Below are 14,772 nucleotides of genomic sequence, written 5' to 3' on the forward strand. Positions count from 1 at the left end.
TCGCCGACTACTTCGCCGCCGCCGGCAAGAGCAAGCCCGCGATCCCGCGCCTGGCCAAGGCCGCCACCGTCGTGATCACCCTGGACGCGGTCGGCAAGCCACTGACCATCGAGAACGATCTGGGCTTCACCTCGATCAGCACGACCTACGCCGACTGGGGCAAGGAGGTCGCCATCGTCGCCCCGGCCAAGGATGAGATCGGCCCGCTGCCCACCGCCTCGCCCAGTTCCTGATCGGCGATCCGTCAACCCGGGAGGAACCGCCCGGCTGCCAGAGACGTCTAGTCAGGCGCGCGGACGGTTTACAGTTCTGGGCGAAGCAGGCGTCCGGCATACGTCGGACGGGATGAACACCACTGGGGGAGGACCCATGAAGCTGACCAAGACCTCGATCGGGGCCGTGATCGCGGCCGGCGCGCTGACGCTGAGCGCGTGCGGGAGCAGCGACGGCACCAGCAGCACTTCGGGCGCCGCGGCCAGCGGCACCGGCACGCAGTCCACGGCAGCGACGACCGCAACCAGTGCGACGACAACGGCTTCCGAGACCACGTCGGCAGCCGAGACCACCGATGCCGGGGGCGGCGGCAGCACCGACATCGCCGGCGCCAAGGTCGGCGACGAGATCGACGCCATCGCGCTCGGCCAGGCGATGCAGAAGGTCTTCGTCGACGGCGCGACCGGTCACATGAAGATGGACATGGGTGGGTCCATCACGGCCGAGGGGGACTTCAAGGTCGTCAAGGGCAAGCAGGACATGGCCATGACCATGGAGATGATGGGCACCAAGATCGACATGATCACCATCGGCGGGGTCTCCTATATGAAGGGCCTGACCGGCGGCACCAAGTGGGTCAAGATGGACGCCGCCGAGGCAGCGGGCGCCGGCGCCGGCAACCTCAACAGCTTCGACCCGGCCGTGATGGCCAAGGCCTTCGGTGGACAGAAGGCCAAGGTCACCAAGAAGGAGGGCGATCTGACGACGCTCTCGCTCGATCTCGACCTCGCCAAGGTCATGAGTGCGACTGGCATGGACAAGCCGACCGGCATCACCCTGCCGGACAGTATCCCGGTCACCTATACCCTCGACGGCCAGGGTCGGCCGGTCCATTCGACCATCAATATGGGCATGGAGATCACCGTCGACTACTCCGACTGGGGCAAGAAGGTCGACATCTCGGCTCCGCCGGCCTCCCAGGTCACCACCATGTAGTCCGGCGCGAGTTACCGGCGGGTAGGTGAGGCAAAGGCGGGAGCTATGGCGCCCGATTTGCCTCCCCTACCGTCAGTAGCCTGCGAGCTGGATTTGGGCGGATGCCGGGTCGGGCGTATCCTGATCACGACCAAAGACCGCCGGTTGTCGTATCCGACCGAAGGTCCCGCCGCGAGGTGGGCAACCAGCGCAGGCCACGCTTGACCGTCATACCGCCTCGGCTTCCCCGATCGCTCCGTATGCCGTTCGCCCCGTGCCCTGCGCCGGGGCCCTTTTCGTTGTGGGCCGGGACAAAGACCAGCGGCACGAACGACGAAGGAGGCCCTAATGGCAAAGCCCGCAAAGTCGGCTGCCATCGCCGAGTTGGCGGAGAAGTTCCGCACCTCGAATGCGGCCGTTCTCACGGAGTACCGCGGGCTCACCGTGAAGCAGCTGACCCAGCTGCGCACTAGCCTCCGTGGCAACGCCACCTACGCCGTGGTCAAGAACACGCTGACCGATTTGGCGGCCAAGGAAGCCGGGGTGACCGCTTTCGAGGGTCAGTTCGTCGGCCCGACCGCCATCGCGTTCGTCGACGGTGACCCCGTCGAGGCCGCGAAGGGTCTGCGTGACTTCGCCAAGGCCAACCCCCTGCTGGTGATCAAGGGCGGTGTCCTCGACGGGCGCGCTCTCGACGCCGACGGGATCAAGAAGCTCGCCGACCTCGAGTCGCGCGAGGTTCTCCTCGCCAAGCTCGCCGGGGCCATGAATGCCTCGCTGAGCCGCGCTGTTTACCTCTTCGCCGCGCCCTTGTCGCAGGCCGCTCGCACCGTCGACGCCCTGCGTGCCAAGGTCGAGAGCGAAGGGCCGGTCGCCGCTGCCCCCGCAGCGCCGGCGGACGCACCCGCGGACGCCCCGGCCGACGACGTCGCCCCGAGTGGCGACGCGGACGCCTGATCCCACCGGGACCGGGCACACCACCCTCACGCCACTCACGGCATACGAAAGAAAGGACGCCACCATGGCGAAGCTCAGCACCGACGAGCTCCTTGAGGCCTTCAAGGAGATGACCCTGATCGAGCTCTCCGAGTTCGTCAAGCAGTTCGAGGAGACCTTCGGCGTCACCGCCGCGGCCCCGCTGATGGCCGGTCCGGCCATCGGTGGCGGCGGCGCGGCCGAAGCTCCGGCCGAGGCCGAGGAGCAGGACGAGTTCGACGTCATCCTCGCCGCTGCCGGTGACAAGAAGATCCAGGTCATCAAGGAGGTCCGCTCGCTGACCTCTCTCGGCCTGAAGGAGGCCAAGGACCTCGTGGACGGCGCTCCCAAGGCCGTCCTGGAGAAGGTCGACAAGGCCACCGCCGACAAGGCGAAGGCCCAGCTCGAGGAAGCCGGCGCCACCGTCGAACTCAAGTGAGTTTGTAGGGACGAAAACGTTGGGGCGGACCGAGTTTCGGTCCGCCCCTTCGGCGTCCTCGGGCGCGGACGCGCTACCGGGACATGCGAATCGCGCGCGCCTGCTTGACGTATGCCGTGTTCCGCGTCATCCTCTACGCGTCGCTTTTCGCGACCGCCGTCCGGATGGGCTCTGGACAGGCTTGGACAGCCATGCCTTGATGCTGTAGTGTTATTCCTTGCGCTGTCTTCCCTCCCACCCTCGTGTCTGACGCTTCATATCCCGGGCCGACCAGCCCGGTCGCGTCAACCGTGATCCCGCGGGTCGACAGCCGCCGCACACCACACAGGCCCGTGGAAGGATCCATCCTTGGCTGCCTCGCGCACCGCAACTGTGCAGACCGCACGAACGGCCTCCGGTCGTCTCAGCTTCGCAAAGATTCGCGAACCCCTCGAAGTCCCCGACCTCCTCGCCCTGCAGACCGAGTCTTTCGACTGGCTGCTCGGAAACGAGCGGTGGCAGGAGCGGGTCGCCGAAGCTGTCGCGTCCGGTCGGCGTAACGTCCCCGACCGTTCGGGGCTCGAAGAGATCTTCGAGGAGATCTCCCCGATCGAGGACTTCTCGGGCTCGATGAGCCTGAGCTTCCGTGACCACCGCTTCGAGGAGAGCAAGTACTCCATCGAGGACTGCAAGGAGCGGGACCAGACCTACTCCGCGCCGCTCTTCGTCACCGCCGAGTTCATGAACACCACCACTGGTGAGATCAAGAGCCAGACGGTCTTCATGGGCGACTTCCCGCTGATGACCGAGCGCGGCACCTTCATCATCAACGGCACCGAGCGCGTCGTCGTCAGCCAGCTGGTCCGCAGCCCCGGCGTCTACTTCGAGCGCACGCCGGACAAGACGTCCGACAAGGACATCTACACCGCCAAGGTCATCCCGAGCCGCGGTGCGTGGCTGGAGTTCGAGATCGACAAGCGCGACATGATCGGCGTGCGCGTCGACCGCAAGCGCAAGCAGAGCGTCACCGTGCTGCTGAAGGCCCTTGGCATGTCCGAGGCCGAGATCCGCGAGGAGTTCGCCGGCTACGAGTCGATGGAGCTGACCCTCGAGAAGGACCACATCGCCGGTCAGGACGAGGCGCTGCTCGACATCTACCGCAAGCTGCGCCCGGGCGAGCCCCCGACGCGCGAGGCGGCGCAGAACCTCCTCGACAACCTCTACTTCAACCCGAAGCGCTACGACCTGGCCAAGGTCGGTCGCTACAAGATCGGGCGCAAGCTCGGCCGCGACGTCGACCTGCACGACTCGGTCCTCACCATCGAGGACATCGTCGGCACGATCAAATACCTCGTGGCCCTCCACCGCGGCGACACGACCCTTCCCGGCGTGCGCGACGGCGAGACCATCGAGATCAGCGTCGAGACCGACGACATCGACCACTTCGGCAACCGGCGCCTGCGCACGGTCGGCGAGCTCATCCAGAACCAGGTCCGCACCGGCCTGTCGCGGATGGAGCGCGTCGTCCGCGAGCGGATGACCACCCAGGACGTCGAGGCGATCACCCCGCAGACCCTGATCAACATCCGCCCGGTCGTGGCGTCGATCAAGGAGTTCTTCGGCACCTCGCAGCTCTCGCAGTTCATGGACCAGAACAACCCGCTCGCGGGCCTGACCCACAAGCGTCGGTTGTCCGCGCTCGGCCCGGGCGGTCTCTCCCGTGACCGCGCGGGCATGGAGGTCCGTGACGTTCACCCGTCGCACTACGGCCGGATGTGCCCGATCGAGACCCCAGAAGGCCCGAACATCGGCCTGATCGGCTCGCTCGCGTCGTATGCCCGCATCAACGCCTTCGGGTTCATCGAGACCCCCTACCGCAAGGTCGAGGGCAACAAGGTCAGCGACGAGATCCACTACCTGTCCGCCGACGAGGAGGACAAGTACGTCATCGCCCAGGCGAACGCCGCGCTGGACGTCGACGGCACCTTCGCCGAGAACCGCGTCCTGGTCCGCACCAAGGGCGGTGAGGCGATCGACGTCGCCGCCGACGAGGTCGACTACATGGACGTCTCGCCCCGGCAGATGGTCTCCGGCGCGACCGCGATGATCCCCTTCCTCGAGCACGACGACGCCAACCGAGCGCTCATGGGCGCCAATATGCAGCGTCAGGCGGTCCCGCTGGTGCGCAGCGAGGCCCCGCTCGTCGGCACCGGGATGGAGTTCCGTGCCGCCCTCGACTCCGGCGATGTCGTCCGGGCCGAGAAGGCCGGTGTGGTCACCGAGGTGTCCGCTGACCTGGTCAGCGTCGCCGCCGACGACGGCACCCACCGCACCTACCGGATCGCGAAGTTCGCCCGCTCCAACCAGGGCACCTCCTACAACCAGCGTGTCGTGGTCGCCGAAGGCGATCGTCTGGAGGAGGGCGGCCTGATCGCCGACGGTCCCGCGACCGACGGCGGCGAGATGGCGCTCGGCAAGAACCTCCTCGTGGCCTTCATGCCCTGGGAGGGCCACAACTACGAGGACGCGATCATCCTCTCCCAGCGTCTGGTGCAGGACGACGTCCTCTCCTCGATCCACATCGAGGAGCACGAGGTCGACGCCCGCGACACCAAGCTCGGCCCCGAGGAGATCACCCGGGACATCCCCAATGTCTCCGAGGACGTCCTCGCCGACCTCGACGAGCGCGGCATCATCCGCATCGGCGCCGAGGTCCGCGACGGCGACCTGCTCGTCGGCAAGGTCACGCCCAAGGGTGAGACCGAGCTGACCCCGGAGGAGCGCCTGCTGCGCGCGATCTTCGGGGAGAAGGCCCGCGAAGTCCGCGACACCTCGCTCAAGGTTCCCCACGGCGAGACCGGCACCGTCATCGGTGTCAAGGTCTTCGACAAGGAGGACGGCGACGAGCTGCCCCCGGGCGTCAACCAGTTGGTCCGCGTCTATGTCGCCAATAAGCGCAAGATCACCGACGGCGACAAGCTCGCCGGCCGCCACGGCAACAAGGGCGTCATCTCCAAGATCCTGCCGGTCGAGGACATGCCCTTCCTCGAGGACGGCACGCCGGTCGACGTCGTGCTCAACCCGCTCGGTGTCCCGGGCCGAATGAACATCGGCCAGGTCCTCGAACTCCACCTCGGGTGGGCCGCCAGCCGCGGCTGGCAGGTCCCGGACGGTGCCGAGTGGGCTGCCGGTATGGCTGCCGACGCGCACCACGCGGAGCCCGGCACCCGGGTCGCGAGCCCCGTCTTCGACGGTGCCCGCGAGGAGGAGATCTTCGGTCTGCTCGAGTCCACGCTGCCCACGCGTGATGGCCAGCGACTCGTCGGGCCCAACGGCAAGGCACGCCTGTTCGACGGCCGCTCCGGCGAGCCCTTCCCGGACCCGGTCTCGGTCGGCTACATGTACATCCTGAAGCTGCATCACCTCGTGGACGACAAGATCCACGCGCGCAGCACCGGTCCCTACTCGATGATCACCCAGCAGCCGCTCGGCGGTAAGGCCCAGTTCGGTGGCCAGCGCTTCGGTGAGATGGAGGTCTGGGCCCTGGAGGCGTACGGCGCGTCATACGCCCTGCAGGAGTTGCTGACGATCAAGTCCGACGACGTCACCGGCCGCGTGAAGGTCTACGAGGCCATCGTCAAGGGCGAGAACATTCCCGAGCCGGGCATCCCCGAGTCGTTCAAGGTCCTCATCAAGGAGATGCAGTCCTTGTGCTTGAACGTCGAGGTGCTCAGCCAGGACGGCAGCCAGATCGAACTGCGCGACACCGAGGACGACGTCTTCCAGGCCGCTCAGGAACTCGGCATCGACCTGTCCCGGCGCGAGCCCTCTTCCGTAGAGGAAGTGTGATTGCGACGTCCCGGGCAGTCGGACGAGCGATCCCGCTAGGGATCGTCGAGTCCGCCGCCGAACCGCGAGCGAAGCGAGCCTGGTTCGACGGAATGAGACTGGCCGGGGCGAAGCTCCGTCCTGGCCTTCGGGCCAGCCACATACCAACTGAACTGAACGGCATACGGAAGATAGGAAGCACGTAGTGCTGGACGTCAACAACTTTGATCAACTGCGTATCGGCCTCGCCACCGCGGACAGCATCCGCGAGTGGAGCCACGGCGAGGTCAAGAAGCCGGAGACCATCAACTACCGGACCCTGAAGCCGGAGAAGGACGGTCTGTTCTGCGAGCGCATCTTCGGTCCCACCCGGGACTGGGAGTGCGCCTGTGGCAAGTACAAGCGTGTGCGCTTCAAGGGCATCATCTGCGAGCGCTGCGGCGTCGAGGTGACCCGCGCGGCCGTGCGTCGTGAGCGGATGGGCCACATCGAGCTGGCCGCCCCCGTGACCCACATCTGGTACTTCAAGGGCGTGCCCTCGCGCCTGGGCTACCTGCTCGACCTGGCGCCGAAGGACCTGGAGAAGGTCATCTACTTCGCCGCCTACATGATCACCTCGGTCGATGTCGACCAGCGCCACGCCGACCTGCCCTCCCTGGAGGCACAGATCGAGGTGGAGAAGAAGGAGATCGAAAACCGTCGCGACGCCGACATCGAGGCCCGCGCCAAGAAGCTCGAAGCCGACACCGCCGAGCTGGAGAACGACGGGGCCAAGGCCGACGTCAAGCGCAAGGTCCGCGATGGGGCCGAGCGTGAGATGGCGCAGATCCGCCGGCGTGCGGACGGTCAACTCGATCGCCTCACCCAGGTCTGGGACCGGTTCAAGAACCTCAAGGTCCAAGACCTCGAGGGCGATGAGATCCTCTACCGCGAGATGCGGGACCGATTCGGTCTCTACTTCGAGGGGGGGATGGGCGCCGCGGCGATCCAGAAGCGTCTGGAGACCTTCGACCTCGACGCCGAGGCGGCGCTGCTGCGCGAAATCATCGCCACCGGCCGGGGCCAGAAGAAGACCCGCGCCCTCAAGCGCCTCAAGGTCGTCTCCGCGTTCATGACGACGGACAACAACCCCGCCGGTATGGTGCTCGACGCGGTCCCGGTCATCCCGCCGGACCTGCGCCCGATGGTGCAGCTCGACGGTGGCCGCTTCGCGACCTCCGACCTGAACGACCTCTACCGCCGCGTCATCAACCGCAACAACCGGTTGAAGCGTCTGCTCGACCTCGGCGCGCCCGAGATCATCGTCAACAACGAGAAGCGGATGCTGCAGGAGGCCGTGGACTCGTTGTTCGACAACGGTCGTCGTGGCCGGCCGGTCACCGGCCCGGGCAACCGCCCGCTGAAGTCGCTGTCCGACATGCTCAAGGGCAAGCAGGGGCGTTTCCGTCAGAACTTGCTCGGCAAGCGCGTCGACTACTCCGGCCGGTCGGTCATCGTCGTCGGCCCGCAGTTGAAGCTGCACCAGTGCGGTCTGCCCAAGCAGATGGCGCTGGAGCTGTTCAAGCCGTTCGTGATGAAGCGCCTGGTCGACCTCGACCATGCGCAGAACATCAAGTCGGCCAAGCGTCAGGTCGAGCGCCAGAAGTCGGTGGTGTGGGATGTCCTCGAAGAGGTCATCACCGAGCACCCCGTGCTGCTCAACCGTGCGCCCACCCTGCACCGCCTCGGCATCCAGGCCTTCGAGCCGCAGCTGGTCGAAGGCAAGGCCATCCAGATCCACCCGCTCGTCTGCACCGCCTTCAACGCGGACTTCGACGGTGACCAGATGGCCGTGCACCTGCCGCTGTCGGCCGAGGCGCAGGCCGAGGCCCGCATCCTGATGCTGTCCTCCAACAACATCCTCAAGCCGGCCGATGGCCGCCCGGTGACCATGCCCACCCAGGACATGATCATCGGCCTCTACCACCTGACCTCCGAGGTCGAGGATGGCAAGGGGTCCGGGCGCGTCTTCTCCACGGTGGCCGAGGCCCGCATGGCCTTCGACGCCCACGAGATCGAACTCGGCAGCATGGTCAAGATTCGCCTTATGGATGTCGTTCCGTCGGTCGGGGCCCAGTTGCCCGAGGGCGTCGAGGCGGGCGAGGGCGGCGGGGTGCCGATGCTGCTGGTCGAGACCACCCTGGGCCGTGCGCTGTTCAACACCACGCTGCCCTTTGACTATCCGTTCGTCAACGAGCCGGTTGACAAGAAGCGCCTCTCGACGATCGTCAACGACCTGGCCGAGCGCTACAGCAAGGTCCAGGTGGCGGCGAGCCTCGATGCGCTCAAGGAAGCCGGCTACCACTGGGCGACCCGCTCGGGCACGACGGTGGCGGTTTCCGATGTCGTCACGCCGCCGCGCAAGGGCGAGATCCTCGCCGGCTACGAGACGAGCGCGACCAAGGTGCAGACGCAGTTCGAGCGCGGCCTGATCACCGACGACGAGCGCCGTCAGGAGCTCATCGAGATCTGGACCAAGGCGACCAACGAAGTCTCCAAGGAGATGGAGTCCAACTTCCCCAAGAGCAACCCCATCTTCCGGATGGTCAACTCCGGGGCGCGCGGTAACTGGTTCCAGTTGCGTCAGATCGCCGGTATGCGTGGCCTGATGGCCAACCCCAAGGGCGAGATCATCCCGCGCCCGATCCGCACGAACTTCCGTGAGGGTCTGTCGGTGCTGGAGTTCTTCATCTCCACCCACGGTGCGCGCAAGGGTCTGGCCGACACCGCGCTGCGGACCGCGGACTCGGGCTACCTCACCCGGCGCCTGGTCGACGTCTCGCAGGACGTCATCATCCGCGAGGACGACTGTGGCACCGAACGTGGACTGACGATGCCGATCGCGGCGAAGTCCGAGAGCGGCGGCCGTATCGTCCACGACGAGGTCGAGACGTCGGTCTATGCCCGCACGCTCGCCGAGGCGATCACCCGCGACGGAGAGGTGCTGGCCGAGGCCGGCATCGACCTCGGTGACGTGGTTATCGGTGCGCTCTTCGGCGCCGGCGTGGACGAGGTCAAGGTCCGTTCGGTCCTGACCTGTGAGTCCAAGGTCGGCACCTGTGCCAAGTGCTACGGCCGCTCGCTGGCCACCGGCAAGCTGGTCGACATCGGAGAGGCGGTCGGCATCATCGCCGCCCAGTCCATCGGTGAGCCCGGCACCCAGTTGACGATGCGGACCTTCCACACCGGTGGTGTGGCCGGTGACGACATCACCCAGGGTCTGCCGCGTGTTGTCGAGCTCTTCGAGGCGCGCACCCCCAAGGGTGTCGCGCCGATCGCCGAGGCCACCGGCCGGGTGGAGATCGAGGAGACCGACAAGACCCGCCGCATCCTGCTGACGCCGGACGACGGCTCGGAGGAGCACGCCTACCCGGTCAGCAAGCGGGCGCGTCTGCTGGTCGCCGACGGCGATCACGTGGCGGTCGGCACCAAGCTGGTTCAGGGCGCCATCGACCCCAAGCAGGTGCTGCGCATCCTCGGCCCGCGCCAGGTGCAGATGCACCTCGTCGACGAGGTGCAGGCTGTCTACCGCCAGCAGGGTGTGGCGATCCACGACAAGCACATCGAGGTCATCGTCCGGCAGATGCTGCGGCGGATCACGATCATCGAGTCCGGCGACGCCGACCTGCTCCCGGGCATGCTGGCCGAGCGCGGCCGCTTCGAGGACGAGAACCGTCGCGTCGTGGCCGAGGGGGGCCGTCCGGCCTCCGGTCGTCCCGAACTGATGGGGATCACCAAGGCCTCGCTGGCGACTGACAGCTGGCTCTCGGCGGCCTCCTTCCAGGAGACGACCCGCGTCCTGACCGAGGCCGCGATGGAGGGCAAGTCGGACCCGCTGCTCGGCCTGAAGGAGAACGTCATCCTCGGCAAGCTCATCCCGGCCGGTACGGGCCTGCCTCGCTACCGCGACATCCGGGTCGAGCCGACCGCCGAGGCGCGCGCGGCGATGTATGCCATGCCGAACTACGACGACTACGCCTACCCCGTCTTCGGCGCGGGCACCGGCGAGGCGATCCGCCTCGACGACGTCGAGTTGGGCCTGGACCGCTTCGACTGATCCATCTCGGATGATCGGATGCCGCTCACCCCTCCTGGGGTGGGCGGCATCCGCTTTTTGTGCCGGCGATCCGACGGCGAGGGGAGGCCGGCGGTATGGGGAGCGAACGGCATACGTCCCGTAGATTGGCGCGGGTGAGCAGCAGACCGGACGCCGGCCGCAATGCGGTGATTGGCGGTGTCCTGGTCGGGCTGGGCCTGGTCGCGCTCGTGCGGCTGGTGGGCCCGCTGCGGCTGCTCGGGATCGCCGCGATCGTGGCCGGCGCCTTCCACCTCAACCGCACCGACCCCAAGCGGCTGACCGCCGTGCTCGTGGTGCTGGTCGTGGGAATGGGCGTGCTCGCCTACCTCTACTCGCGCAACGCGTGACCCCTTCGCTGCGCACTCTGAACATCTCGCGGCCGCCGCGGGAGCGGGCCAGGGACCTGCTCGCCTATCTGTGGCAGTGCGAGGAGGAGGTCCTCGTGCTCACCGAGACCGGGTGGGGCGCCGGAACCGCCCTGATCGAGGACGTATGCCGTGCGGCCGGCTTCGCGACCTTCTCCTCCTTGCGCGAGCCGGCGGATGCGCGCCGGGCCGGCGTGGACGCCACCTCGCTCGGGGTGCTCCTAGTGGATCGTGGTGCGGGACTGACCCGGCTCGATGTGCCCGGCCCCAGCTTGCTGGCCGAGCGGGTGCTCGTCGCCCAGGTGCCCGATGGGGTCGGCCCGGGAGCGGAGCCGGTGCGACTCGTCGCGGTCTATGGCGCGGCCAGTGATCCGGTGCGCTATGCGAATGCCGTTCAGCGGCAACGCAAACGCGACTGGCTGCTGGCCTTCCTCACCTGGCTGAGCGAACTGCCCCCGGCCCCCACGATCCTGGTCGGCGACCTCAATATCGTCGCGCCGGGCCACGTCGATCGCCTGCTCTATGTGCTGGGGGAGGAGCGCACGGCATACGGCCTGCTCACCGGCGGCCTCGGTTATCGCGATCCGCTGGCCGGCGATCCCGAGCCCACCTGGGTGGATCACTCAGGGGCTGCGTGCCGCTACGACTATGCACTGACCACCGCGCCGCTCCCGGTGGGGGAGTGCGCGATCGACCACACCCCCCGTCTGTCCGGGCTGACCGACCACGCCGCCCTCGTCTGGCGGACGCCGGGCTGACGACAGCGGAATGGCTTGCCGCGCCCGAGTGGCGAATCGGTCAGTTGACCTTGACGGTCATCTTCCCCGTGGAGTTGCTCTGCACAACCTTGATGGTCACGCCCACGCCGGCCACCTTGACACTCCCCATCGGGTTGGCGGTGTCGTAGTAGCGCAGCGGGTCGCTGTCGTCGAAGACCGCGACCGGTGCCTGCGACGGGACGGTCGTCGAGCTGGGCGGCGGATGCGCCATCGACGCGTTCGGCGGACGAGCTCGCCTGGGCATTGGGTGCAAGCGCGGCGGCAAGCGCCACGGCGCCGGCGCCGGCCAGCCAACGTAATCTGGGGTGTCGCACGTGAACTCCTTTGTTCGCGGCATCATGGGGAAGGTGGCGGGTGAGTCCGTTCCCCCTCGGTCCGCCAACCAAACCGGTGACCTGCGACAACACGGTCCTCGTGACCCGGTCATCTCCCACGAATGCGTCGGCGCGCCCCGCCGATTTTGTCCCCAGGAAGCCCGCCACTAGACTGGATCCCTGTGTCATTCGTGCCCCCGCGGGCCCGAGGAAGCACGGCAGCAGTCCAGGGTGACTGATGTGCCCACACCTCTCGCCGGGCAAACCACGTCCACCACACCAGATGCGGTGGCGGCTGGGGAGTGCAGGGGAGAGTGGCCGATCCGACACACCCGAGCTCGGGGGTCGGCGGGCCGAGAACAAGGAGTTGCCGCGATGACGCGGCGATAACGACGATAACGAAGGACGCAGTTTGCCTACCATCAACCAGCTGGTGCGCAAGGGCCGGCAGGACAAGGCCTCCAAGGTCAAGACCCCTGCCCTGAAGGGCTCGCCCCAGCGCCGCGGCGTGTGCACCCGCGTGTACACCACCACCCCCAAGAAGCCGAACTCGGCCCTGCGCAAGGTCGCCCGTGTGCGCCTGACCAGCGGCATCGAGGTCACCGCCTACATCCCCGGTGTCGGTCACAACCTCCAGGAGCACTCGATGGTGCTCGTGCGTGGCGGTCGTGTGAAGGACCTGCCCGGTGTCCGTTACAAGATCATCCGCGGCGCGCTCGACACCCAGGGTGTCAAGAACCGCCAGCAGGCCCGCAGCCGCTACGGCGCCAAGAAGGGGAAGAAGTAATGCCTCGCAAGGGTCCCGCCCCGAAGCGGCCGCTCGTCGTCGACCCGGTCTACAACTCGACCCTGGTCACCCAGCTCGTCAACAAGATCCTGCTCGACGGCAAGAAGTCCATCGCCGAGCACATCGTCTACGGCGCCCTCGAAGGCGTCCGCGACAAGACCGGCACCGACCCGGTGGCCACTCTCAAGCGCGCGCTGGACAACGTCCGCCCCAGCCTGGAGGTCAAGTCCCGCCGTGTCGGTGGCGCGACCTACCAGGTCCCGGTCGAGGTCAAGCCCGGCCGCGCGACCACGCTGTCGCTGCGCTGGCTGGTCGGCTACTCCCGGCAGCGCCGCGAGAAGACGATGACCGAGCGCCTGATGAACGAGATCCTCGACGCCTCCAACGGCCTTGGCGCCGCTGTGAAGCGCCGCGAGGACACGCACAAGATGGCCGAATCCAACAAGGCCTTCGCGCACTACCGCTGGTAATCGCATCCGGCCGTATGCCGTCTGCCCACCCGGGCACCACGGCATACGGCCCGCGGCCGGCACCACGAACGAAACGCACCTGATTCGCATCGAGCGAGAGATAACAGCAAGTGGCAAAGGACGTCCTGACGGACCTGACCAAGGTCCGCAATATCGGCATCATGGCGCACATCGACGCCGGCAAGACCACGACGACGGAGCGCATTCTCTTCTACACCGGGGTCAACCACAAGATCGGTGAGACCCACGACGGTGCATCCACGACCGACTGGATGGAGCAGGAGAAGGAACGCGGCATCACCATCACCTCCGCCGCGGTGACCTCCTTCTGGAACGGCAACCAGGTCAACATCATCGACACACCCGGGCACGTCGACTTCACCGTCGAGGTTGAGCGCTCGCTGCGCGTCCTCGACGGCGCCGTCGCCGTCTTCGATGGCAAAGAAGGTGTCGAGCCGCAGTCCGAGACGGTGTGGCGGCAGGCCGACAAGTACGACGTGCCGCGCGTCTGCTTCGTCAACAAGATGGACAAGCTCGGCGCGGACTTCTACTTCACCGTGCAGACCATCAAGGACCGCCTCGGGGCCGAGCCCCTGGTCATCCAACTGCCCATCGGCTCCGAGAACGACTTCATCGGCGTCATCGACTTGGTCGAGATGCGCGCGCTGGTCTGGCCGGGCGACGCCAAGGGTGATGTCACCATGGGCGCCAAGTACGAAGTCCAGGAGATCCCGGCGGAGCTTCAGGCCAAGGCCGACGAGTACCGTCACGCGCTCGTCGAGCGCGTCGCGGAGTCCGACGACGCCCTGATGGAGAAATACCTCGAGGGCGAGGAGCTGAGCGTCGCCGAGATCAAGGGCGCCATCCGTGCCTTGACCGTCAGCAGCACCCTCTACCCGATCCTGTGCGGCTCGGCCTTCAAGAATCGCGGCGTCCAGCCGATGCTCGACGCGGTGGTCGACTTCCTGCCCAGCCCGATCGACGTGCCGCCCATGCACGGCCACGCCGTCGGCGACGAAGACGTCGAGATCATCCGCAAGCCGGACGCCGCCGAGCCCTTCTCGGCGCTCGCGTTCAAGGTCGCCGCGCACCCCTTCTTCGGGACCCTGACCTTCATCCGCGTCTACTCCGGCCGGATCAACGCGGGCACCCAGGTGCTCAACTCGACCAAGGTCAAGAAAGAGCGCATCGGCAAGCTCTTCCAGATGCACGCCAACAAGGAAAACCCCGTCGATGAGGCCCTCGCCGGCCACATCTACGCGGCCATCGGCCTGAAGGGCACCACCACCGGTGACACCCTGTGCGACATCGAGAAGCCGGTTGTGCTGGAGTCGATGACCTTCCCCGAGCCGGTCATCCAGGTCGCCATCGAACCCAAGACCAAGGGCGACCAGGAGAAGTTGGGCGTCGCGATCCAGAAGCTCGCCGAAGAGGACCCGACCTTCCAGGTCCACCTCGATGAGGAGACCGGACAGACGATCATCGCCGGTATGGGCGAGCTCCACCTCGACATCCTCGTCGACCGCATGCG

12 protein-coding genes are annotated in these 14,772 nt (G+C 67.1%); 11 read left to right on the forward strand and 1 reads right to left on the reverse strand.

Features of this window, described 5'->3' with window-relative positions:
- The 8 genes from PKH97_RS05470 to PKH97_RS05505 all read left to right on the forward strand — a co-directional run.
- A partial coding sequence (locus PKH97_RS05470; RefSeq protein WP_324386395.1) for a hypothetical protein occupies positions 1–233 on the forward strand: 233 nt, incomplete at its 5' end.
- 136 nt (positions 234–369) lie between these two features.
- Complete coding sequence (locus tag PKH97_RS05475) at positions 370–1,209, forward strand: hypothetical protein (protein ID WP_324386396.1); 840 nt, start codon at positions 370–372, stop codon at positions 1,207–1,209.
- A gap of 327 nt (positions 1,210–1,536) precedes the next feature.
- Positions 1,537–2,145, forward strand: coding sequence for a 50S ribosomal protein L10 (gene rplJ, locus PKH97_RS05480; RefSeq protein ID WP_324386397.1), 609 nt, complete (start codon positions 1,537–1,539; stop codon positions 2,143–2,145).
- A gap of 64 nt (positions 2,146–2,209) precedes the next feature.
- Positions 2,210–2,602 (forward strand): 50S ribosomal protein L7/L12, encoded by a 393-nt coding sequence (gene rplL, locus PKH97_RS05485; protein ID WP_324386398.1) that lies wholly within the window; start codon positions 2,210–2,212, stop codon positions 2,600–2,602.
- Between the two features lie 348 nt (positions 2,603–2,950).
- Positions 2,951–6,430: a DNA-directed RNA polymerase subunit beta gene (gene rpoB / locus PKH97_RS05490; protein ID WP_324386399.1), complete on the forward strand. Its 3,480-nt coding sequence runs from the start codon at positions 2,951–2,953 to the stop codon at positions 6,428–6,430.
- A 184-nt stretch (positions 6,431–6,614) separates the two neighbouring features.
- Entirely contained in the window at positions 6,615–10,505 is a 3,891-nt protein-coding gene (locus PKH97_RS05495) for a DNA-directed RNA polymerase subunit beta' (RefSeq protein WP_324386400.1), read from the forward strand.
- A 134-nt stretch (positions 10,506–10,639) separates the two neighbouring features.
- Positions 10,640–10,873 carry a hypothetical protein gene (locus tag PKH97_RS05500; protein ID WP_324386401.1) on the forward strand — a complete coding sequence of 78 codons (234 nt, stop codon included), beginning with the start codon at positions 10,640–10,642 and terminating at the stop codon, positions 10,871–10,873.
- On the forward strand, positions 10,870–11,649 hold the full coding sequence (locus PKH97_RS05505) for an endonuclease/exonuclease/phosphatase family protein (protein ID WP_324386402.1): 780 nt from the start codon (positions 10,870–10,872) through the stop codon (positions 11,647–11,649). The genes PKH97_RS05500 and PKH97_RS05505 overlap by 4 nt, the downstream gene beginning before the upstream one ends.
- A 40-nt stretch (positions 11,650–11,689) precedes the next feature.
- Here the strand turns inward: PKH97_RS05505 and PKH97_RS05510 are convergent, their stop codons facing one another.
- Entirely contained in the window at positions 11,690–11,881 is a 192-nt protein-coding gene (locus PKH97_RS05510; protein ID WP_324386403.1) for a hypothetical protein, read from the reverse strand.
- Between the two features lie 515 nt (positions 11,882–12,396).
- On the opposite strand from PKH97_RS05510, the gene rpsL reads away from it, so the two are divergent.
- From rpsL to fusA, 3 genes are all read left to right on the forward strand, one after another.
- Positions 12,397–12,771 (forward strand): 30S ribosomal protein S12, encoded by a 375-nt coding sequence (rpsL, locus tag PKH97_RS05515; RefSeq protein ID WP_324386404.1) that lies wholly within the window; start codon positions 12,397–12,399, stop codon positions 12,769–12,771.
- The gene (gene rpsG, locus PKH97_RS05520; RefSeq protein ID WP_324386405.1) at positions 12,771–13,241 is read left to right on the forward strand and encodes a 30S ribosomal protein S7; all 471 of its coding nucleotides are present in this window, start codon (positions 12,771–12,773) and stop codon (positions 13,239–13,241) included. The genes rpsL and rpsG overlap by 1 nt, the downstream gene beginning before the upstream one ends.
- Positions 13,242–13,351: 110 nt before the next feature.
- A partial coding sequence (gene fusA, locus PKH97_RS05525; protein WP_324386406.1) for an elongation factor G occupies positions 13,352–14,772 on the forward strand: 1,421 nt, incomplete at its 3' end.

Origin of the sequence: Nostocoides sp., assembly GCF_035343835.1 — a bacterium.
Lineage (GTDB): Bacteria > Actinomycetota > Actinomycetes > Actinomycetales > Dermatophilaceae > Nostocoides_A > Nostocoides_A vanveenii.

What these genes read in the sequence shown, in the direction of transcription:
- PKH97_RS05475 (WP_324386396.1), top strand. Translation starts at nt 370, where the DNA reads ATGAAGCTGACCAAGACCTCGATCGGGGCCGTGATCGCGGCCGGCGCG.
- rplJ (WP_324386397.1), top strand. Translation starts at nt 1,537, where the DNA reads ATGGCAAAGCCCGCAAAGTCGGCTGCCATCGCCGAGTTGGCGGAGAAG.
- rplL (WP_324386398.1), top strand. Translation starts at nt 2,210, where the DNA reads ATGGCGAAGCTCAGCACCGACGAGCTCCTTGAGGCCTTCAAGGAGATG.
- PKH97_RS05510 (WP_324386403.1), bottom strand. Translation starts at nt 11,881, where the DNA reads ATGGCGCATCCGCCGCCCAGCTCGACGACCGTCCCGTCGCAGGCACCG.
- rpsG (WP_324386405.1), top strand. Translation starts at nt 12,771, where the DNA reads ATGCCTCGCAAGGGTCCCGCCCCGAAGCGGCCGCTCGTCGTCGACCCG.